This window comes from Agrobacterium sp. T29 (assembly GCF_006970545.1).
In the GTDB taxonomy this organism is placed as follows: domain Bacteria; phylum Pseudomonadota; class Alphaproteobacteria; order Rhizobiales; family Rhizobiaceae; genus Agrobacterium; species Agrobacterium leguminum.
The window spans coordinates 2,128,596-2,148,941 of the sequence record NZ_CP040641.1; the positions used below are offsets into that span (position 1 = coordinate 2,128,596).

General features: G+C 61.2%; 17 protein-coding genes. 7 read left to right on the forward strand and 10 right to left on the reverse strand.

The features are described from left to right. Window positions 1-25: 25 nt before the first annotated feature. The 6 genes from FGF54_RS24755 to FGF54_RS24780 are packed head-to-tail and all read right to left on the reverse strand — an operon-like array spanning window position 26 to window position 5,572. A complete protein-coding gene (locus tag FGF54_RS24755) occupies window positions 26-835 on the reverse strand; it encodes an inositol monophosphatase (RefSeq protein WP_142781494.1) in 810 nt (269 codons plus the stop codon). After that, window positions 832-1,668: a glycerophosphodiester phosphodiesterase family protein gene (locus FGF54_RS24760; RefSeq protein WP_142781495.1), complete on the reverse strand. Its 837-nt coding sequence runs from the start codon at window positions 1,666-1,668 to the stop codon at window positions 832-834. Before FGF54_RS24760 ends, FGF54_RS24755 begins: the two co-directional genes overlap by 4 nt. Window position 1,669: 1 nt before the next feature. Beyond that, the gene (locus tag FGF54_RS24765; RefSeq protein ID WP_142781496.1) at window positions 1,670-2,704 is read right to left on the reverse strand and encodes an ABC transporter ATP-binding protein; all 1,035 of its coding nucleotides are present in this window, start codon (window positions 2,702-2,704) and stop codon (window positions 1,670-1,672) included. Between the two features lie 9 nt (window positions 2,705-2,713). After that, window positions 2,714-3,538 carry an ABC transporter permease gene (locus FGF54_RS24770; RefSeq protein ID WP_142781497.1) on the reverse strand — a complete coding sequence of 275 codons (825 nt, stop codon included), beginning with the start codon at window positions 3,536-3,538 and terminating at the stop codon, window positions 2,714-2,716. A gap of 1 nt (window position 3,539) precedes the next feature. Continuing rightward, entirely contained in the window at window positions 3,540-4,424 is an 885-nt protein-coding gene (locus FGF54_RS24775; protein WP_142781498.1) for an ABC transporter permease, read from the reverse strand. Then, complete coding sequence (locus tag FGF54_RS24780) at window positions 4,421-5,572, reverse strand: extracellular solute-binding protein (RefSeq protein ID WP_020810614.1); 1,152 nt, start codon at window positions 5,570-5,572, stop codon at window positions 4,421-4,423. Before FGF54_RS24780 ends, FGF54_RS24775 begins: the two co-directional genes overlap by 4 nt. Before the next feature lie 268 nt (window positions 5,573-5,840). Here FGF54_RS24780 and FGF54_RS24785 point away from each other — a divergent pair, with 268 nt between their 5' ends. From FGF54_RS24785 to FGF54_RS24810, 6 genes are all read left to right on the forward strand, one after another. Continuing rightward, window positions 5,841-6,023 (forward strand): hypothetical protein, encoded by a 183-nt coding sequence (locus FGF54_RS24785; protein WP_020810615.1) that lies wholly within the window; start codon window positions 5,841-5,843, stop codon window positions 6,021-6,023. Window positions 6,024-6,172: 149 nt separating this feature from the next. After that, window positions 6,173-6,499 (forward strand): GCG_CRPN prefix-to-repeats domain-containing protein, encoded by a 327-nt coding sequence (locus FGF54_RS24790; RefSeq protein WP_142781499.1) that lies wholly within the window; start codon window positions 6,173-6,175, stop codon window positions 6,497-6,499. Between the two features lie 195 nt (window positions 6,500-6,694). Further along, window positions 6,695-7,390 carry a superoxide dismutase gene (locus FGF54_RS24795; protein WP_142781500.1) on the forward strand — a complete coding sequence of 232 codons (696 nt, stop codon included), beginning with the start codon at window positions 6,695-6,697 and terminating at the stop codon, window positions 7,388-7,390. 114 nt (window positions 7,391-7,504) lie between these two features. After that, the gene (locus FGF54_RS24800; RefSeq protein WP_059756400.1) at window positions 7,505-8,494 is read left to right on the forward strand and encodes a tripartite tricarboxylate transporter substrate binding protein; all 990 of its coding nucleotides are present in this window, start codon (window positions 7,505-7,507) and stop codon (window positions 8,492-8,494) included. 460 nt (window positions 8,495-8,954) lie between these two features. Continuing rightward, complete coding sequence (locus FGF54_RS24805) at window positions 8,955-10,769, forward strand: ABC transporter ATP-binding protein (protein WP_142781501.1); 1,815 nt, start codon at window positions 8,955-8,957, stop codon at window positions 10,767-10,769. A 182-nt stretch (window positions 10,770-10,951) separates the two neighbouring features. Beyond that, complete coding sequence (locus tag FGF54_RS24810) at window positions 10,952-12,559, forward strand: ABC-F family ATP-binding cassette domain-containing protein (RefSeq protein WP_142781502.1); 1,608 nt, start codon at window positions 10,952-10,954, stop codon at window positions 12,557-12,559. Here the strand turns inward: FGF54_RS24810 and FGF54_RS24815 are convergent. From FGF54_RS24815 to FGF54_RS24830, 4 genes are read right to left on the reverse strand one after another with little or no spacing between them, the layout of a single operon-like run. After that, complete coding sequence (locus FGF54_RS24815; RefSeq protein ID WP_142781503.1) at window positions 12,553-13,503, reverse strand: spore coat U domain-containing protein; 951 nt, start codon at window positions 13,501-13,503, stop codon at window positions 12,553-12,555. The two genes, FGF54_RS24810 and FGF54_RS24815, sit on opposite strands and share 7 nt — an antisense overlap. Then, on the reverse strand, window positions 13,500-15,938 hold the full coding sequence (locus FGF54_RS24820; RefSeq protein WP_142781504.1) for a fimbria/pilus outer membrane usher protein: 2,439 nt from the start codon (window positions 15,936-15,938) through the stop codon (window positions 13,500-13,502). The genes FGF54_RS24815 and FGF54_RS24820 overlap by 4 nt, the downstream gene beginning before the upstream one ends. Next, window positions 15,910-16,629, reverse strand: coding sequence for a molecular chaperone (locus tag FGF54_RS24825; RefSeq protein WP_142781505.1), 720 nt, complete (start codon window positions 16,627-16,629; stop codon window positions 15,910-15,912). The genes FGF54_RS24820 and FGF54_RS24825 overlap by 29 nt, the downstream gene beginning before the upstream one ends. A 21-nt stretch (window positions 16,630-16,650) precedes the next feature. Next, window positions 16,651-17,148: a spore coat U domain-containing protein gene (locus FGF54_RS24830; protein ID WP_003521650.1), complete on the reverse strand. Its 498-nt coding sequence runs from the start codon at window positions 17,146-17,148 to the stop codon at window positions 16,651-16,653. A gap of 359 nt (window positions 17,149-17,507) precedes the next feature. Here FGF54_RS24830 and FGF54_RS24835 point away from each other — a divergent pair, with 359 nt between their 5' ends. Continuing rightward, window positions 17,508-20,297: a bifunctional aconitate hydratase 2/2-methylisocitrate dehydratase gene (locus tag FGF54_RS24835; protein ID WP_142781506.1), complete on the forward strand. Its 2,790-nt coding sequence runs from the start codon at window positions 17,508-17,510 to the stop codon at window positions 20,295-20,297. Window positions 20,298-20,346: the final 49 nt, after the last annotated feature.

The window sequence follows — 20,346 nt, forward strand, 5'->3', positions numbered from 1 at the left end:
CATGGATGCTCCGAACAGGAAGCCGTTATGCGGGGTTCTTGGGCGGAACGCCGCGCAGGTGCTCCATAAGATAGGCATGGGTCGCGGCATTGGCGACGATCAGCGTACCGGTCTTTTCATAGAATTCCGGTCCGCGTCCCCACCAGTCGGTCACGATGCCGCCGGCCTCCTGCACCAGCAGAATACCGGCTGCCGTGTCCACAAAGCCCGTTTCCTCGTAATAGCCGGTCAGCCGGCCGCAGGCGACGTAAGCACAGGAATTGGCGGCGCTGCCGACCACACGGACCGCGCCGATGGGCGCACGAACGGCGTCTAGGCGCTGATAGGCGCCGGGATAAAGCTGGAGATTGGGCGTGGGCAGGCCGGTGCCGACGCACATCAGGGCGACATCGGTGCTGGCATTGACCCGCAGCCGCTCGCCGTTGAGATAGGCGCCGTCTCCCTTGATCGCGGTGAACATCTCGTCGGAAACGGGATTGTAGACCAGCCCGCAGGTCGTTTCATTGCCACGGCGAAGCGCGATGGTGATGGTATAGTGCTGGCCGAAGAGGAAATTGGTGGTGCCATCGATGGGGTCGACCAGCCAGCGGTGATCCTGATCCGTCCCTTCGACGGGCGCGAATTCCTCGCCGGTCAGTCCCCAGGGATATTGCCCGAGCAGACGGTCGCGGATCAGTGTTTCGGAATCCCTGTCCGCGTCGGAAACGAAGTCCCCCGGTCCCTTGACGCCGATCTCGATCTCGCGGAAGCGCCTGAAATGGTCGAGCGTCAATGCGCCGGCTTCGCGGGCGGTGGCGACCATATGGTCGAGGATGGTGCTGTAATTGACTATCATCGGCTAAAAACCTCGGCGAGCCCTTCCGGATCGTCGGTGGTGATCTGGTCCACCTTAAGCCGCAAGAGGCGTTTCACCTGTTCTATGGATTGCGGTGTGACGCTGTTGATCGTCCAGGCGTCGACACGGCGACCGGCGGCGTGGATGGGGGCGATGATATCGACACCCGCATCCTCGGCGGCAAGCACGATCTCGTAGGCGAGATAGATCATGTCGGCATCGGGTGCCGTGGCAAGGGCGTCTGCGATGAAGCCCGGATAGTTTCCGCTTGCCTTCAGGGCGGCTAGCGTGCCGCGATGGCAGGGATCATATCCGGTGCGAAGGCCGGGGGCTGAGCCGGCAAGCGTCGCGATGGCGTCGAAATCGCCGCCCGACAGGATCACCGACTTTGCTATTGGCGAAACGCTCGCCCCGAAGTCGGCGACCACCTGCGGGGTAAGCGCCTGCCGGTCTTCCTTGAAATCGAGCTGAAGCAGGGCGTCAGGATGAACGGTGCCCTCGGCAAGCAGGGCGCAAAGGTCTTCGAGCAGCATTACCTTCGCATCGATGGGCTGGCCGTCATTGTCGCGCAGGTGGAGCTGACGCAGGGTGGCGGCGGATGTATCGCGCACCCGGCCGGTGCCGGTGGTCTCCCGCTCCAGCGTCAGGTCATGCAAAACGGCGCAGCCGTGATTGCCATGGATGACGAGATCGACCTCGATGCTCGCACCGAGCCGCATCGCCTCGATGATACGCTCGCCGGTAAAGACCGGATCTTCGGCACGACGCCGGGCGCGATGCCATTTGAGCCATGTTCTGTGGCCGTCGCGGTCGATAAGGATCGGCTGGTTCATGTCAGCTCCGGTAGATTGGGCGGTTGTCGCGATAGGCGGTGACGGCACGGGGCGAAATCTGCACGCCCTGTCCCGTCTGGAACATATCCGGGTGGGCGACCATGGATTTGATCCTTGTACCATCGGCAAGATCAAGGTCGACAAGGCCGTGGGTGCCATAATCCGTCACCCGGTGCACACTTGCTTCCGGCGTTTCGGAAATCGTCAGATCGATGGCTTCCGGGCGAACGGCGAGAATGGCCGGTCCGTCGGAGACGGGGAGCGGCAGGCTGAAGTCAGCACGCATGAAATTTCCGTCTGAAACCTCGCCCTCTATCAGGTTCATCGTGCCGATGAAGCCGGCGACGAACGGGGTCTGCGGTTCGCGGTAGATGACGTTCGGCCGGTCGATCTGTTCGGTCTTGCCATTCGCCATCACGACGATGCGGTCGGCCATGGAAAGGGCCTCGTCCTGACCGTGGGTGACGAACAGCGTGGTGATGCCGAGACGTTGCTGAATATCGCGCACCTCTTCCCGCAGCCGCTCGCGCAGATGCTGGTCGAGGCTGGCGAAGGGCTCGTCGAGCAGGAGTATTTTCGGTTCGAGAACCAGCGAGCGGGCGAGCGCTACGCGCTGCTGCTGGCCGCCGGAAAGCTGGCCGGTGGCGCGCTCGCCATAACCGGAAAGTCCGACGAGTTGGAGCACCGCCTCCACTTTCTCTCTGATGACGGCAGCCGGCATGCGGCGCAGCTTGAGGCCGAAAGCGAGGTTTTTGAAGACGTTCATGTGGCTCCAGAGCGCGTGGCTCTGAAACACCATGCCGGTCGGCCGCCGCTCCGGCGGCAGGTGGGTGACATCTTCGCCATCGATGGTGATCTGCCCGCCCGTCGGCTGCTCGAAGCCGCCGACCATGCGCAGCAGCGTCGATTTGCCCGAACCGGAAGGGCCGAGAAGGCAGACGAGTTCGCCATCGGCGACATCGAGCGAGAAACTGTCGACTGCCTTGGTCCCGCCGGAATAGGTTTTCGTGACCTGGCGGATGTGAAGTACGGACATGATGATTTCCTAACCGCCGAAACCGCGGGCGAATGCGCCGCCACCGATGACGCGGCGGGCGAACATGAGGGCAATGAAGGACGGCACCCAAAGCAGGACGGAGAGGACCGCGCCATACTGGATAACCATCTGGTTGTTGATGTAGCTGATCATCAGCACCGGCATGGTGCGAATGCCGGGCGCACCGATCAGCCATGCGCCTTCCGTCTCGTAAAAAGTGCCGACAAAGCTCAGCAGCACGGCGGCGGCAATGGTCGGTCCCGCCTGCGGCAGCGTAATCGACCAGAAGACCCTGAGCGGACTGGCGCCGACATCGCGGGCGGCCTCTTCCATGCGCCGGTCGACGGACTGAAATGCCGCCACGGGAATCCAGATCATGAACATCAGCGTACCGACGAGCTGGATGAGAACGACGCCCCAGAAGGTGCCGATGAGGTTGAGCTGCAGGAAAATGGCGGCAATCGCCACCAGAAGCCCGAATTTCGGGAAGGCGTGGCCGGCGAGGAAAGAGAAGAACAGCAGGTTACGGCCGGGAAAGCTCATGCGCGCAAAGGCATAGGCGGCGGGAAGGCAGATCACCGCTGAAAGCAGCGTTACCACCGTTGTCAGCCGCAGGCTCAGCATCAGGGCGTTCCAGACATCGGCGCGGCCCAGCGTCTGGCCCCAGAAGCGGAAACCGAATTGCTGGGGAATGACGTTGGGAAAACGCCAGACCTCGGTGAATGCCCAGGTGCCCACCACAAGCAGCGGCCCGACGATGGCGACGGTGAGAAGGGTGGCGAAAAATATGCCGGGCCAGTCCATGCGCGTTCGCGCCGACGTAAGGGTCGTCATGTCATTTCCCCTGGTTGCGTGTGACCGAACGCACGTAGAACAGGCCGAATGCGATGCAGAAACCGAAAGCGATGACGGCCTGGGTCATGGCGCCGATAGGATCCTGCACTTCGCGCAGCGTGCGCTGCATGAAGGGGCCGAGCATTTCGGGAGAGGCCGGTCCGAGAAGATAGGGCAGGGTGAAGGAGGAAAAAATGCCGAGCACCGAAAAGGAAAGCGCCACGAGGATGGAATTGGAAATGCGCGGCAGGATGATGTGCCAGAAGACCTGAAGCGCGTTTGCGCCCACATCCCGTGCCGCCTCCACCGACTGGTTGGCGACGCTGCCGAGGCCCGCGAGCAGGATGAGAACGGTCAGCGGAATATTGTCCCAGACAAGACCGATGACCGGTCCCCACGGGGTGAGATAGGGCGTGCGGATTTTCGGCAGATCGACCGCGTTGAGCAATATGTCCACCATACCGTTGGGCCCGAGAACGCGGATGAAGGCGAAGGCGAGGATGATGGAGGGCACGAACATCGGGAAGATGGCGAGCGCCTGCACATAAGCCGAAAGGCGGCCTTGCGAAAAGCGCAGGTAGAGCGCGATCGGCAGGCAGATCGCCAGCAGGAGGATCGCGCAGACCATTGTTGTCCACAACGTCACGGCAAGATTGTCGAGGCTGTAGCGGTCCGAGAAGAAGAAGCCGTAGCTCGAAAGATCGACACCCGTTTCACCGTTCGCTCCGGTGCGCCAGACGGTGCGGCCGATGGCGTTGATGGCAGGCCAGATGACGAGCCAGATCATCAGGAAGACGGGAATGGCGACGAGCAGGAGGCCGATTGGCCTCCTGCCTGCCGTATTGTCGATGAGCGGGCGAACCGCTCCTTCCGCAACCTCGGTCACGACTTGCGGTCGACGTTGGGAGCGACGTTGCGATACCAGCCATCATTGATGGCGGTTTCCCATTTGCCGGCCGGGAAGGTCGGAATGGTCTGCGGGATGATGTCGGCGAAACGCTTGCGCAGTTCGGCCGGCACATAGTCCCAGGAAACGCCGGGGAAACCGCCGAGTTCGGTGAGGATCGCGCCCTGAATTTCTTCCGACAGCACGAAATTGGCGAGCTTCAGGGCAGCATCGCGATTGACGCCGTTGGCAAGCACCACGGCGCGCGAGAAATCACCGCAAAGCGCCAGATCCTGAAGCTGGACGAGGCCGGTTTCTTGCGGCAGAACGCCCTGATCGATGGCCTTCAGCACCTGATCGGACCAGACAGGGGTCATGGTGACGACGCCCTGCGAAAGCAGCTGCAGCGACTGCGTGTTGCCTGAGGAATATGCGCCCTTGTCATAGAGCGACGGGGCGATGTCCTTGAGCAGCGCCCATGCCTTGCCGAGAGCCTTGTCGCCGGCTTCCTGGGTGTAATTGTCGACCGTGAAGGCCTTGGGGTCGAGGCCGTTGGCCTGATGGATGGCGCGGCGGACGAAGTTACCGCCGGAGCCGCCCTTGTCGGGACGGTTATAGACGAACTGGCCGGGATTGGCCTTGATCCATTTGACGAGTTCATCCCAGGTCTTCGGTGCATCCGCCGGCTTGAGCTTGCTGGTGTCATAGGCGAGCAGAACCTGGCTGCCGCGATAGGGCAGGCTGTATTCGCTGCGGATGGCAAGCGGGTTGACGCGCGAATAGTTGGAGAGGCCGGCTTTCGCCATGTTCACATAGATGCCGGCATCGATGCCGCCGGTGGGCAGCAGCGGATCGGCCGTTTCGAAATAATCGGCCTGCGGATCGGTGCCCGTCTGCTTTGCGGCGATGGCGCGCTCACCGATGGCGGTGATGCCGGCGCTGTCGCCGGCATCGACGAGGTTGAGCTTCAGGCCGGGATTGGCGGCTTCAAAGGCGGGCTTGATCGTATTGGACCAGAAATCGAGGATATTCGTATCCGAACTGGTGTACCAGTCGATCGTGCCCGGAGCCGCGAAGCTCATGCGCGGTGCAAGGGCGAGACCGGCGGCGGCGCCTGCGGCGGACATCATAAAGGTGCGGCGTTTCATCTATGTCTCCGATGTTTTCGGCGCGAGTGGAACTGCTGAGCGCTGCCCCCGGAAAGATGGGGAAGGCTCTGGCCGGTCGTTGCACAGCCGTGCATTTTTTGAACGGGCCGGCGGCGGTTCTAATGTCTTTCCATAACGCTTTCGTGACGGTTGCTGCCGACAGGCATCGCCGGCACGCCCTGTCCGGGTGGCCGTTCGAAAGCAGGCCCTACTAAAGGCGTTGCCGGGCAGGTAGAGTGATCGCACTAGCATCGGAGGGAGGGGAGCGATGATCGCAGCCTATATCGACGAATTCATCATGTTTTGTGCAGGCCTGTGGATGACATGCGTCGGCTTCGGTTATCTGCCGCTGTCAAAAAATACGGTCAATCAGCCGCCGGTTGTTCGTCACTTCAGGTGGATGGGGCCTTTGCTGATCGTCATCGCGTTTGTTCTGGCCCTGGCTAGCTGAGGGGAAAATCCTCCGCAAAACGTCGGTAAAAAAAGAGCCGGCCGGTGATCGGGCGCGGGCGTCCGTGCCACGAAAAGATCACGATTCATTCAGCCGCAGTTCACCCGGCGGGGCGCTAAATCCCCTCACCCCACAAGGAGGGAGATAAGATGCGCAAGATGATTCTAACCGCCGGACTAATTCTCGGCGCCCTGTTCGGCACCGGTGCTAACGCCATGCCTGTCGGTCAACCGTCTGCACCTTCGGCATCCCACATTCAAAAGGTGGATTATGCCTGCGGACGCGGCTTCCATTTGACCCCGCGCGGCTATTGCCGTCCGAACGGACCGCGTTATGAGCGCGGCTGGGACCGGCGCGACCGCTGGGAAGCTCGCCGTGAACGGCGCGAGCGTCAGGCCAGACGGGAATGGCGTGAGTGGCGCGACCGCAGAGATTATCGCGACTACCGCGATCGTCGCGATTATTATCGATACTGATGGGGCAAGGCCCTCTCCGCGTCGGGAGGGCCTTTCTCATATGGGCCGGTGAGGTTCATCCGCCCTTGGGGAGGGTGTGAATACAGCGTCCCTGCTGCAAATCAGCATGGCCTGCGACAGAATTGCCTTCAATGTGAGGAAACCCGGACCGCAGTTCGGGGTTAGTCCCGTATCACCGTTCATAAGGAGGATACGATGGACATCACCAGACGCACGATTCTCACCGCCGGCGCAGCCACCGCCGCCGCTGCAATCTTTCCCCGCCCGCATATCGCGCGTGCCGCATTGCCATTGATGCAGCCCAAACTTCCTTTCGCCGAGGCCGATCTCGCGCCAGTTATTTCGGCGAAAACGGTAGGTCTTCATTACGGAAAACACCACAAGGCCTATTACGACAAGCTGAATGCGCTTGCCGCCGGCACGCCCTATGCCGACATGGAGCTGGCGGATATCGTGACGCAATCCGCCAGGTCGAAAGAGGCGGCGGACGTCAAGATCTTCAACAATGCCGCACAGGCGTGGAACCATGTCGCCTATTGGGATCAGTTCGTACCGGGCGGGCCGAACCGGCCGACGGGCGATTTCGCCGCTTCGGTAGACGAGACCTTCGGTGGCTATGATGGTTTCATTAAACGCGCGGTCGATGTCTCCGATACGGTCTTCGGCACCGGCTGGGTTTGGCTGACGCGCGGCGACGACGACCGGCTCGCGCTGATCGGATATGAGGACGGCAAAAATCCCGTCGCTGTCGGTCGCCCGGCCTATCTCGGCATCGACATATGGGAGCATGCCTATTACGTCGATTATGAAAATCGCAAGGCCGAACATATTCGCGCCGTGCTCGACAAGCTGGTCAACTGGCGGGTCGTCGAAGAGCGCCTGAAATCATAACGATCCTCTTTCTCCCGAAGCCTGCCGGGAGCGGCCGGCCGCCTGCGGGTTGCCCTGAGGTGCATTTTAGCTACTATGCGCCCATGGCGAGGAGGCCATGTTACAGGAGGGTTCATGATTTACCGGTCTTCAAAACGGCGCATGGTGCTGAAACTTGCCGCTGCGGCGGTTTCTTTCGGCATGCTGGGAACGGCTGCGGTCGCGCAGGGCTTCCCCGATCGAACGATTACTCTGGTCGTTCCTTTCGCGGCGGGCGGCTCCACAGATGTGGTCGCGCGTGTTATCGCACAGAAGATGGGTGATGAGCTCGGCCAGCAGATCGTCGTTGAAAATGTCGCCGGGGCCGGCGGCAATCTCGGTGCCGACCGCGTGGCCCGCGCCGATCCCGACGGCTATACGATCCTGATGGGCACGGTTGCCACCCACGCCCTCAACCCGCTCATTCTCAAGACCAAGCCTTACGATCCGGAAAAGGATTTCACGCCGGTTTCGCTGCTCGTGGTGGTGCCGAATGTGCTGGTCGTCAATCCGAAGCTCAACGTCAACAGCGTGGCGGAACTGATTGCCCTCTTGAAGGCCGAACCGGACAAACATGCCTATGCCTCTTCCGGCAATGGCACCCCGCTGCATCTTTCCGGCGAGCTGTTCAAGAGCATGGCCGGTGTCAGCATGCAGCATGTTCCCTACAAGGGCGCAGGCCCGGCGCTCAACGATCTGCTCGGCAACCAGATTTCCATCATGTTCGACAATCTGCCGTCTTCGTCCGGACATATCAAATCCGGCACGTTGCGGGCGCTCGGCGTCACGACCAAGGAGCGCGCCTCGTCCTTCCCGGATCTGCCGACAATCGCCGAGACGGTGCCGGGTTATGAGACCTATACCTGGAATGCGCTCTTTGCGCCTGCCGGCACGCCGGCCGAGGTGGTCGACAAGCTGAATGCCGCGGCCAAGAAGGCGCTTGCCGATCCGGGGGTTGCCGCACGCATGGCGGAATTCAGCGCCAAGATCGTCGCCTCTTCGCCGGATGAGCTGAAAACCCACGTCGCGGCGGAAATCGCCAAGTGGGGACCGGTGGTCAAGGACGCGAATGTGCAGATGGACTGACCGGTAACGGCAGATACCATCCCGATTTTCCGCCGCACATCCTGCCGGTTGCGGACAGAAATAACGACCTGACAAAGCCGTGGCCGATGCCATTGTCGCATCGGCCACGATTTATAGTGACGCACCCAACCGGTGTGGCCATTCCGCATCACTCACCAGCCGGTTGCAAAAACCCGCTTGGCAAGTTCCGACCGCTGAGTTACAAATCTCGTTACCGCGTCAGATCGAACAAAGGGAGGCGTTGCATGACACCAGCATTCTTCGAAACCCTCCCGCAGGGAATGACCCGACACTAGGTCATATCCATTCGCGGCCCGCCCTGAGCGCGCCCGACATGCGGTTTTACTTCCCCCATAGCCCGATTGATCTGACGGGATCACTTCGTCTCCCGCCCGGGCTGTGCCATCCAACTTCCGTTTTGAGGACCGGTCGCCGATTATAGGGCGCTGGGCTGGTAAAAATGACTCGCAAGAAGCTCGATTTCCGCGCCGATGCCTATCGACATGTGCTCGGCTTTGTTTTCAACCATTGGCGTCATCGGCCGGCGCTGGTGGGTTTCATCATCGTTCTGGTGATTGCCAGCACGCTGGCCGAAGTGATGGTGCCGGTCTTTTCGGGCCAGATCGTCGATGCCATTGCCGGTGGCGCCGAGGCCGGCAATGGGGCCGGCAACGGGGCGGATAAGGCGCTGCGCGCTTTCGTCATCGTGGTGGCGCTGGGGCTGGTGAGCGTGGTGCTGCGCTGGTTCATCTTCAACGGCATCATCCGGCTGACGCTGAAAATCATGGCGGATGTCGCCAATAACGGCTTCCACAAGGTACAGCGCTTCTCCACCGACTGGCATGCCAACAGCTTCGCCGGCTCCACGGTCCGCAAGATCACGCGCGGCATGTGGGCGCTGGATTCGCTCAATGACCTGCTGCTCGTTGCGCTTTTGCCTTCCATCGTCATGCTGGTGGGCGCCACCATCGTGCTCGGCAGCTACTGGCCGGTCATGGGCCTGATCGTCGGTCTCGGATCGCTGATCTATATCGGCGTTACGGTCGGCCTTTCCATGGGGTATGTGTCGCCGGCGGCAAGGCTTGCCAATGCCTGGGATACCAGACTTGGCGGTGCGCTGGCGGATGCCATCAGCTGCAATTCGGTGGTCAAGGCCTTCGGTGCCGAGACCCGTGAGGAAACGCGGCTGGGCCATGTGCTGGTGAAGTGGGACAACCGCACGCGCAGGACATGGAAGCGCGGCACGCTGAACGGCACGATCCAGAGCTTCATGATGGTCTCCATGCAGGCCGGCATTCTGGGTACGGGTCTCATCATGTGGCAAAAGGGGCTGGCGACGCCGGGCGACATTACCTTCGTGCTGGCGATGTTCTTCGTGCTGCAGGGTTATCTGCGCGATGTGGGGCAGGATATCCGCAACCTGCAACGCGCCGTCAACGACATGGAAGAACTGGTGCTGCTGGACAAGATGCCGCTCGGCATCGAGGACAGGCCGGATGCAGGGCCGATCAGAATTGGAAAGGGCGAGATCGTCTTCGATCACGTTACCTTCCAGTATGGCGCGCATCCCACGCCGCTTTACGATGACTTTTCGGTCACCATCAAGGCGGGTGAACGGGTGGGTCTGGTTGGCCATTCCGGTTCGGGCAAGACAACCTTCGTCAAGCTCATCCAGCGGCTTTACGACATCAAGTCGGGCGCGATCCGCATCGACGGCCAGAATATCGCAGGCGTCACGCAATCGAGCCTGCGCGGCCAGATCGCCATCGTGCAGCAGGAGCCCATCCTGTTCCACCGCACGCTGGCGGAAAACATCGCTTATGGTCGGCCGGACGCCACGCGGCGTCAGATCGAGCAGGCGGCGAAACAGGCCAGCGCCCATGATTTCATCATGTCCCTTCCGAAAGGTTATGAGACGATGGTGGGTGAACGCGGTGTCAAGCTGTCCGGCGGTGAGCGTCAGCGCGTCGCCATCGCCCGCGCTTTCCTCGCGGATGCGCCGGTGCTGATACTGGACGAGGCCACTTCCAGCCTCGACAGCGAAAGCGAAGTGCAGATCCAGCAGGCGATGGAGCGGCTGATGGTCGGCCGCACTACGCTCGTCATCGCCCATCGGCTCTCCACGGTCCGGGCGCTGGACCGGCTGCTGGTCTTCGACAGGGGCAGGATTGTCGAAGAGGGTGACCATCAGGCGCTGATCCGCCTCAATGACGGCATCTACCGCCGGCTGTTCGAACGGCAGGCGCTGGAGCTGACCAAGGGCCTGGTGGCCTGAAAAAACGAAACGCCGGGGGGTATCCTCCCGGCGTTCCCTTCCCGAACATTGACCCCGCGCCACGAACACGCCGCTTTTTTTGCGTAAGGGGGTGTTCTGCGCAACACCAACAGGACGGTGAACCATGGATTTCCACCCGATCACAAAGCCGCAACGCCTTGTCATCAGGGGAACCCATATCCATGCCGCATTCCATCACTCTCTCGGACCTCTCGTGGTCGACACCTGACGGTCATCCGCTCTTTTCTAACATCAATCTTCGCTTCGGACCCGAACGCACCGGCCTCGTCGGGCGCAACGGCGTCGGCAAGACGACGCTTCTGAAATTGATCGCCGGCGAACTGTCGCCGTCCGCGGGCGCGGTGTCCGTCTCGGGCAGCGTCAATCTTCTGCGCCAGAGTGTGCAGGTCGTGTCCGACGAGACCGTCGCCGATCTGTTCGAAGCGCGCGATGCGCTGGAGGTGCTTGCCCGTGCGCAGGCGGGAACGGCCACTCTGGAAGAGCTTGAAGACATCGACTGGATGCTGGAGGAGAGAATTGCCGGGACGCTCGCGCAGGTCGGGCTGGATGCCTTGCCCTCCACACCGCTTTCGGCGCTGTCCGGCGGACAGCGCACGCGGGCCGCACTTGCAGCTCAAATCCATGCCGCGCCGGATTTCCTGATCCTCGACGAACCGACCAACAATCTCGACCGGGACGGACGCATTTTCGTTGCCGATTTTCTGGCGGGCTGGCGCGGCGGAGCGATCGTCGTCAGCCATGATCGGGAGCTTCTCGAAACCCTCGATGCGATTGTGGAAATGACCACGCTCGGTGCCACCCGTTACGGCGGCAACTGGAGCCACTATCGGGCACAAAAAGCGCTGGAACTGGCCGCCGCCGAACAGGACTTCGCGAATGCGGAAAAACGTCTGTCGGATGTCAGGCGCCGGTCGCAGGAGGCGCTGGAGCGCAAGGCCCGCCGCGATAGCAGGGGGGCTGCAAAAGCGGCGAGGGGAGATATGCCCCGCATCCTTGTCGGTGCGATGAAGAGGCGTGCCGAAAAGACGAGCGGCGACAATGCCAATCTGGCCAGCCGCCTGACGGCCGCGGCGACCGAAGACCTGAAGACGGCGCGTGAGCGGATCGAAATCCTGCAGGGCGTCAGTGTCACATTGCCGCCCAGCGGGCTGCACGCGACAAAGACCGTTCTCAGCCTGCAAAATCTGACCGCCGGGTATCAGGCCGAACACCCCGTGCTTCGCGATTTGTCCTTCGAGATCATCGGGCCGCAACGCGTTGCCGTCAGCGGTCCGAACGGGTCTGGAAAAACGACGCTGCTTTCGGTGATCACCGGGGACTTGCCGCCATTCGAAGGCGCGGTGCATGTCGGGGTGAAGTCCGTGTTTCTCGACCAGCAGGTCAGCCTGCTCGATGCGAGCCTGTCCATTCGCGACAACTTCCTTCGGCTTAACCCTAAGGCCGGGGAGAATGCCTGCCGCTCCGCGCTTGCGCGCTTCATGTTTCGTGCCGATGCCGCCTTGCAGATCGTTGCAACGCTCTCGGGCGGGCAGATGCTCAGGGCCGGTCTCGCCTGTGTTCTGGGAGGCCCGCAGCCTCCGCAATTGCTGATCCTCGATGAACCGACGAACCATCTGGATATCGATTCCATCACGGCCGTGGAGGCTGGCCTTCAGGCCTATGACGGCGCCTTGCTGGTCGTGAGCCACGATGAGGCGTTCCTCGCCGCCATTGGCATCGAGAGGCGGCTGGAATTTGGCGGGGAAGAGGTGTGTTCGATCTCTCAGTAATTCACCGTCACGACGACCGTATCGGAGTAGTTTCCCGGGGCTGGTGTGTTCTGCGCCGGGACGCGGCCATAGACAGTCAATGTCTGCAGGCTGCCCGTTCCGGTGCCGGTGGCGATCTCGCCCGCCGCACTTCCCCAGACATTCGTGCGGTTCACGTCGCGGTAGAGACCATAGGTTATCGATGCGCCCGCCTGCACCATCTGGCGCGTGGCTGGCGGGCTGTTGCTCAGGCCGCCATTGAGCGCCACACTGTAGTTTAGATTGGTGGTGCAGGTCAGATTGATCGCTCCGGTCGCATTGACTGCCGTGTTCAGCACGCCGTGACTGCCGAAATCGATGTTCTGGGCCGAGATGATGCATGTGGGCGCCACTGCGGCCGACACGTTGAACGGCACCTGCGTGGGGTTCTGGGTCACGGAAGAGCAGCTCGGTGCGAGCAGGGTAAAGCTCGTATAGGTGAAGCTCGTTTCCGCGCCGGCGAAGCTGGAAAGATAAAGGCCGCGCGCTGCCGAGGCCTGACCGGCGTTGATCCGGCCATAGACCGTGCGGCTCGTGGTGTTGATCAGGAGCGGCAGCGCCATGTCGATTGGCGGAGGCGAGCCGAGTGCGGGCTGCGTGACCGATCCCCATGAGGTTGTCCGCGCCGCGTTCTGGTAGAGCTGGTAATTGAGGATGTTGCTGCCCTGAAGCATGCGACGGATGCCGCCCGACTGCCCGCCGCTTCCGGCATTGATATTGGGGCAGATGCGGATGGAAAGCGCCAGCGACAAGGGGTTGGAGCAGGTGACTGACAATGTCGCCGTTGTGTCCACGGCGCTGCCGCTTGCGAGATTGACGAAGCCGAAATTCATGTCCGACATGCTGAAGGTGCAGCTTTGCGCCAGTGCCGGTGAAGCCGAGAGGACAGCGGCGATGGCAAGGGCGGTACGGGTCAGGACCTTCATGGAATGCTCCTGCATGTGGTTTCGAAAGTTGCGCGTGAATTGCCGGCAGAAGGCACGGTGATCTGCGCTTCGCATTCGCCCTTCGTCGGCTGCATGATGCGGAGGCGATGCGTTTCGCTGATATTGTCGAGATAGGCCTGTCCGTCATAACCGACGATGAAATCGCGCTTGCCGTCGATTTTGCCGGTCGATCCGGTTTCGATGAATTCGCCGCTCTCGTCTTTCAGCGTCACCAGCGCCACCTGACCCTCGGTTTCAACCTTGAAATTGACCACCGCGCCGGCCTGCTGCGTCGGCCTGACGGTCTGTTTCGTCCGGTCGATGCGGGCGTCGACCGGAAGATTGCTCGGGTCGAGCGTGATGTTGTTGACGTCATAGGAACGCAGGTTCGGAAGCAATATCTTGCCGCGGCGGTTGGTCTGGCCAATGGGGCGGTTTTCCAAAAGGATATCGACGCCGGGCGCGCCCGCATCCACCACGGCGAAAGCGTCATCGATCCGGTTGCCGACAAAGACATCGCCGCCGGCGAGCGCTATCGATCCTTCGATCTGCGCATAGGCCTGTGTCGTGCGGTTGAATTGGTCGACGCCGGCCGAAACGCGCGCGGCACTGCCGCGGTAACTGCCGGAAACGGAGGCGATATCGTTGCCGCCGGTCGAGCCGCGCAGGCGCCAGCCATAACTTCCCTCGGCCTGCTCTTCGGATTTTCCGACCTCGGCCGTCAGCGAATATCCATCCGCATCCGACGACATGCCGGCCGAGCCGGAGACGCCGCCGCCGAACGACCAGGAGAGGCCCGCGAAGATGCCGTAGGATTTATTGTCCTCAAGGTCCTTATAGGCGGTGATGAAGATATTGCCGTTCTCGCCGAACGGCCGCGTGGCGGAAAGGCCGAGCAGCCGGGATCGCCTTTCATCGAAGGTTTCGAGTTCCGTATAGGAGAAATTGAGGCTGGTCTCATCGAAACCGAGCTGGGTGGAAACGGAAATCTGGTCGAGGGCACGCGGCGGCCGCGCGCTCAGCAGTCCGGATACCGTGCGGATATCGGACAGGTCGGCGGAGACGGAGGCCATATCGTGATAATCGCCGAATGTCCTTTGCGACCGTGCGTGAAATTTTACCCCCAGCAATTCCGCTTCGACGCTTGCGGAAAGCTGATAACCGCTTTCCGCGCCAAAGCGGCTCGATGCGCCCGAAACCGCCGCCAATCCCTGCGCTCCAAGGGTGAAGACGCCGCCAAAGCCGATATTGTAGAAATTCTCGCCGCCTTCCGCATGGCCTTCCAGCGTCAGGCTGTCCGACACGCCATAACGCAGCGTCGCAGACCCCAGCGGTCTGTCATCGTAATCGAATGACGAGGTTCCGTAATTGCGCCGGGCAAAGCCAAGCTCGGCCGAAAAATCGATGAGGCCCTGCGCCAGCAGATCCGGTGAAGCATAAAAGGGCGTTTCGGACACGGTTTCGCGCCCCAGCGCATCCCGCACCACCAGCCGCGCATTGCCCGCGCCGCTGATGACAGGGAGATTGGTGATGGAGAACGGCCCTTCGGGAACATCCTGCGACAGGCGGCGGACATTGTTGACATAGACGTCGACGGTGGAGGGCACGGCTGCGGAACCGGCAAATTCCGGCATCGGCATGGTGACGATATCCGGCCGCAGGTCGAAATTGCGGCGTATCTGCAGGCCGCCCAGCCGCGTCGGGCGTGTCCAGCTCAGCCCGCCGGTGATGAGATCGCCGGCCCGATAGCTCGTCAGTGTGTCCTCGTCCGAATAGCTCCAGGTGGTATCGAGGCGCTGGGTATCGAACTCCGACAGGCGCGATGTGCTCAGAACCTGCGATGAGGACAGCACGCCGAGCGGACCGAAGGCCCTGCTTTCCAAAAGGGCCGAGACACCGTTGAAATCGGCGATATCCGACCATTTGTTGCCGCCGGAGGAACCATAGATCGTGTAATTCACCAGACCTCCAAAATCGCTCGTGGCCTTTTCCCGGGTCTCTTCGTCTTGCTTCTGCGCAATCTTGCCGGAGGCGTCGATCACCCTGTTTGCCCGCGCCGCCATCGGCAGGGTGAAATGCATGGACTGGGTGCCTTCATCGTAACGTGCCACCACATCCGGCAGCCGGGAAATATCGATCCAGCCATCGTCGCCGGCAGCGCTTTCAACCGGGGAAATCCCGATATTGGTGAGCTGTTCCGGCTCGATGAGAAACGATCCGGCGTCGTTTTGACGAAATGTGGCGATCAGTTCTGTCGAAACATCGTTGATGTAGACTTCGAGCTGCAATTGTCCCGCTTCTTTTGCGGCAAAAGAGGCCGGTTGCGCCGCAGGGGGTATATCCTGCGCCACGGAGAAATTGCCCGATGAAATGACCGTCAGAGCGGCAATCGTCAAAACGGCGAGATCAGCCGCCCGAGACGCGCGCCGTCGCATTGACGGGGCCGCCTTCGCTGTCTGCCGAAATCTTCAGCGTGCCGCCGCCTTTTCTGCCGCCCGTTGCCGGAACCACAAAGCTTGCGGCGGATCCGCCAAGCACATATCCCACCAGCCCCTGCTGCCGGGCAATCGCCTGTCCGTTGCTACCGGAAAGCATCAGGTTGGCGATCCTTATCCGCTTTGCGCCCGTGTTGGACACCGAGACCCGGTAGCCATTGCCCTGCGGCGTTACCTTCCAGGCCGGTTCCGCATCGCCTGTGGAGGCGGGTGAGAAGAAAACGGGTATGGAGTGGCGCACCACCAGATTGACCGTGCCGGATTGCGGTCTTCCCGCCGGCGGCAATTCGTCGACAATGACGCGGTAACTCTCTTCGGCCCGCAGCGGCGCCTTGGAAAGCCGGACGATACGGATGAGGTTTTCCGCGCCTCCCTTCAGTTGCGTCATCGGCGGGCTGGCGACGACGTCCTGCGCCGCCGTATAGACGTCCTGCCCATTCTGCTGGGTCCAGCGGAATATCCTGACCTGAACGTTGATCGGGGTTTTCGCATCGTTCCAGATGCGGAGGCTGGAGGCCGCCGTGGGCGCTTTAAGATCCAGAAGCACGGGTGCGACCCGTAGCGATGCAGACTGTGAAGGTGAAACACTCAAACCGGCAAAAAACGCAGCCGCTAAGGTAAAAACACGCATGCGCGATCCTCCCTGTGGCGATCAGTAGTTGAGCGTGGCCGTCACCGTATCGGTATAGACGCCGACCGCGGGTGTCGTTTGGGCAGGTACGCGCCCATAGACAGTGAATGTCTGCGGCGCGCCGGTTCCGGTTCCCGTTTGCCGGTCCGTTCCCACGGTGTTCCCCCACACCGTGCTATGTGCCGCAGTCGTATAAAGCGAGTAGGAAATGGTCGCGCCCGCAGGCGATGTCATCAGACGGTTGGCGACCGTCGCTCCAGAGCCGGCACCGGCGCTGAGACCCAGGCTGAAGGGAGTGCTGGCGGTGCATTGCACGACAATATCGCTGGTCGCATCGATATTGCTACCGATCACACCGTTCGTGCCGAAATTGAGGTTGCCGGCGGAATTGATCTGGCACGCCGCCTGAATGGTGATCTGGACGTTGAAATTCGTCGTGGCAACCTGCGCGACACCCGATGCCGGTGTGAGGACCAGTGCCGCAAATGATAATAAATAGCCTGATGCTGCAAACTTCATGCTGCCTCCCCAAGCTGCTGCGCTGCTGATTTTTCGATGCGCAACATGGAATTACGCCAATAACGGGTAATTAGAATAATCTAATACTCGTACCGATTTGGTTAATAAATCCTTAATGGGGGATGCCTGAAAAACCACTGGCTGAAATGCAGCGGGCGCCACAATCAAAAGTGTCGCGACGTGGTTGCAAAGCACAGGATCGACGCTAAATCCCGTCTACGAGTTTTTTACTGAAATGCGACATCTTGTCAGCCGGCCCCGGTTGGCGTACTCGAAATCGATAGAAACCCGGGCCGATCAACAGTACCGTTCGGTGACGCTGTGTTCGGCCCCATAGACATCATGACGTTGGGATTGCGATGAACCTTTACTTGGATTACCTGGCTGAAATCAAAAGCAGAGAACCACAGGGTCTCGCGCCCAAGCCGATCGATGACGGTGCACTGACGGCCGAGATTATCGAGCTGATCAAGGATGCGGGCAGCGAGCACCGCGCTGATGCCCTGAAATTCTTCATCTACAACACCCTGCCGGGCACCACGAGCGCCGCCGGCGTCAAGGCGGCCTTCCTGAAGCAGATCATCCTCGGCGAAGTCGTCGTGACGGAGATCGCGCCTTCATTCGCGCTGGAGCTGCTGTCGCACATGAAGGGCGGCCCGTCGATCAAGGTGCTGCTCGATATCGCGCTCGGCAACGATGCTGCGATTGCCGCTGAGGCCGGCGAAGTGCTGAAGACGCAGGTGTTCCTTTACGATGCCGATATGTTCCGCCTGCGCGACGCCTACAAGGCTGGCAACGCCATCGCCAGGGACGTACTGGAAAGCTACGCCAAGGCCGAATTCTTCACCAAGCTTCCGGATGTCGAAGACGAGATCAAGATCGTCACCTTCATCGCCGCCGAAGGCGATATTTCCACCGACCTCCTGTCTCCCGGCAATCAGGCGCATTCGCGCTCGGACCGCCAGTTGCACGGCCAGTGTATGATCTCGCCGGAAGCGCAGGCGGAAATCGTCGCGCTGCAGAAGCAGCATCCGGACAAGCGGGTGATGATGATCGCCGAAAAGGGCACGATGGGCGTCGGCTCGTCGCGCATGTCGGGCGTCAACAACGTGGCGCTGTGGACCGGCAAGCAGGCCAGCCCCTATGTGCCCTTCGTCAATTACGCCCCCATCGTCGCCGGCACCAACGGCATCTCGCCGATTTTCGCCACCACCGTCGATGTGACGGGCGGCATCGGCATCAACCTGAAAAACTGGGTGAAGAAGCTCGGCGAAGACGGCAAGCCGATCCTCAACAATGACGGCAACCCCATCCTCGAGCAGAAATATTCGGTCGAGACCGGCACGGTCCTCAAGATCGACGCCAAGAATCGCAAGCTGCGGGACGAAAACGGCACCGAGCTGGTCGACCTCGCTTCGTCCTTCACGCCCCAGAAGATGGAATTCATGAAGGCGGGCAGCTCCTACGCCATCGTCTTTGGCAAGAAGCTCCAGACTTTTGCCGCTGAAACGCTTGGCGTCGAGGCGACCCCTGTCTTTGCACCGAACAAGGAAATTTCGATCGAAGGCCAGGGCCTCACGGCCGTCGAGAAGATTTTCAATCGCAACGCCGTTGGCGTGACGCCTGGCAAGGTGTTGCACGCCGGCTCCGACGTTCGCGTCAAGGTCAACATCGTCGGCTCGCAGGATACGACCGGTCTGATGACCGCGCAGGAACTGGAAGCGATGGCGGCCACCGTCATTTCGCCGCTGGTGGATGGCGCCTACCAGTCGGGCTGCCACACGGCCTCCGTCTGGGACAAGAAGGCACAGGCGAATATTCCGAAGCTCATGTCCTTCATGAACAACTTCGGCGTCATCACCGCACGCGATCCGAAGGGCGCCTATCACTCCATGACGGACGTGATCCACAAGGTGCTAAACGACATCACCGTGGATGACTGGGCGATCATCATCGGCGGCGACAGCCACACTCGTATGTCCAAGGGCGTTGCCTTCGGCGCTGACTCCGGCACCGTCGCACTGGCGCTGGCAACGGGCGAGGCGACCATGCCGATCCCGCAGTCGGTCAAGGTCACCTTCAAGGGCACGATGCAGCCCTATATGGACTTCCGCGACGTGGTGCACGCCACGCAGGCGCAGATGCTGAAGCAGCATGGCGACAACGTCTTCCAGGGCCGCATCATCGAAGTGCATATCGGCACGCTGCTCGCCGATCAGGCCTTCACCTTCACCGACTGGACGGCCGAAATGAAGGCCAAGGCGTCGATCTGCATCTCGCAGGACGAAACGCTGATCGAATCGCTGGAAATCGCCAAGTCGCGCATCCAGATCATGATCGACAAGGGCATGGATAACCCCGCCCAGACGCTCAAGGGCCTGATTGCCAAGGCGGATCAGCGCATTGCCGAAATCCGCTCGGGCGAAAAGCCGGCGCTGAAGCCCGATGACAATGCGAAATATTTCGCCGAAGTCGTCGTGGATCTGGACGTGATCGACGAGCCGATGATCGCCGACCCTGACGTCAACAACAACGACGTGTCGCGACGCTACACCCACGATACGATCCGCCCGGTCTCCTATTACGGCGGCACCAAGAAGGTCGATCTCGGTTTCGTCGGTTCGTGCATGGTGCACAAGGGCGACATGAAGATCGTCGCCCAGATGCTGAAGAACATCGAAAAGTCCGAAGGCAAGGTCGAGTTCAAGGCGCCGCTCGTCGTCGCCGCACCGACCTACAACATCATCGATGAACTGAAGGCGGAAGGCGACTGGGAAATCCTGCAGAAATATTCGGGCTTCGAGTTCGATGATCTGAAGCCGAAAACCACCAACCGGACGGAATACGAGAACATTCTCTATCTCGAACGCCCGGGCTGCAACCTGTGCATGGGCAACCAGGAAAAGGCCGAAAAGGGCGACACGGTTCTGGCAACCTCGACCCGCCTGTTCCAGGGTCGCGTGGTGGAAGATACGGCTGAAAAGAAGGGTGAATCGCTTCTGGCCTCCACCCCGGTCGTGGTGCTCTCGGCCATCCTCGGCCGCACGCCGAGCATCGAGGAATATCGCTCTGCCGTCGAAGGCATCGACCTGACGAAGTTCGCGCCCCCGAAGGTAACGCCGATCGATTCGCAGTCGGTCCATTACTGAGGTCGTGATTATCGCGGTGCGTGGGCTACAGGCTCCGCGCTGGCGATGC

What these genes read in the sequence shown, in the direction of transcription:
- FGF54_RS24755 (WP_142781494.1), bottom strand. Translation starts at nt 835, where the DNA reads ATGATAGTCAATTACAGCACCATCCTCGACCATATGGTCGCCACCGCC.
- FGF54_RS24760 (WP_142781495.1), bottom strand. Translation starts at nt 1,668, where the DNA reads ATGAACCAGCCGATCCTTATCGACCGCGACGGCCACAGAACATGGCTC.
- FGF54_RS24765 (WP_142781496.1), bottom strand. Translation starts at nt 2,704, where the DNA reads ATGTCCGTACTTCACATCCGCCAGGTCACGAAAACCTATTCCGGCGGG.
- FGF54_RS24770 (WP_142781497.1), bottom strand. Translation starts at nt 3,538, where the DNA reads ATGACGACCCTTACGTCGGCGCGAACGCGCATGGACTGGCCCGGCATA.
- FGF54_RS24780 (WP_020810614.1), bottom strand. Translation starts at nt 5,572, where the DNA reads ATGAAACGCCGCACCTTTATGATGTCCGCCGCAGGCGCCGCCGCCGGT.
- FGF54_RS24785 (WP_020810615.1), top strand. Translation starts at nt 5,841, where the DNA reads ATGATCGCAGCCTATATCGACGAATTCATCATGTTTTGTGCAGGCCTG.
- FGF54_RS24790 (WP_142781499.1), top strand. Translation starts at nt 6,173, where the DNA reads ATGCGCAAGATGATTCTAACCGCCGGACTAATTCTCGGCGCCCTGTTC.
- FGF54_RS24795 (WP_142781500.1), top strand. Translation starts at nt 6,695, where the DNA reads ATGGACATCACCAGACGCACGATTCTCACCGCCGGCGCAGCCACCGCC.
- FGF54_RS24800 (WP_059756400.1), top strand. Translation starts at nt 7,505, where the DNA reads ATGATTTACCGGTCTTCAAAACGGCGCATGGTGCTGAAACTTGCCGCT.
- FGF54_RS24805 (WP_142781501.1), top strand. Translation starts at nt 8,955, where the DNA reads ATGACTCGCAAGAAGCTCGATTTCCGCGCCGATGCCTATCGACATGTG.
- FGF54_RS24810 (WP_142781502.1), top strand. Translation starts at nt 10,952, where the DNA reads ATGCCGCATTCCATCACTCTCTCGGACCTCTCGTGGTCGACACCTGAC.
- FGF54_RS24815 (WP_142781503.1), bottom strand. Translation starts at nt 13,503, where the DNA reads ATGAAGGTCCTGACCCGTACCGCCCTTGCCATCGCCGCTGTCCTCTCG.
- FGF54_RS24820 (WP_142781504.1), bottom strand. Translation starts at nt 15,938, where the DNA reads ATGCGACGGCGCGCGTCTCGGGCGGCTGATCTCGCCGTTTTGACGATT.
- FGF54_RS24825 (WP_142781505.1), bottom strand. Translation starts at nt 16,629, where the DNA reads ATGCGTGTTTTTACCTTAGCGGCTGCGTTTTTTGCCGGTTTGAGTGTT.
- FGF54_RS24830 (WP_003521650.1), bottom strand. Translation starts at nt 17,148, where the DNA reads ATGAAGTTTGCAGCATCAGGCTATTTATTATCATTTGCGGCACTGGTC.
- FGF54_RS24835 (WP_142781506.1), top strand. Translation starts at nt 17,508, where the DNA reads ATGAACCTTTACTTGGATTACCTGGCTGAAATCAAAAGCAGAGAACCA.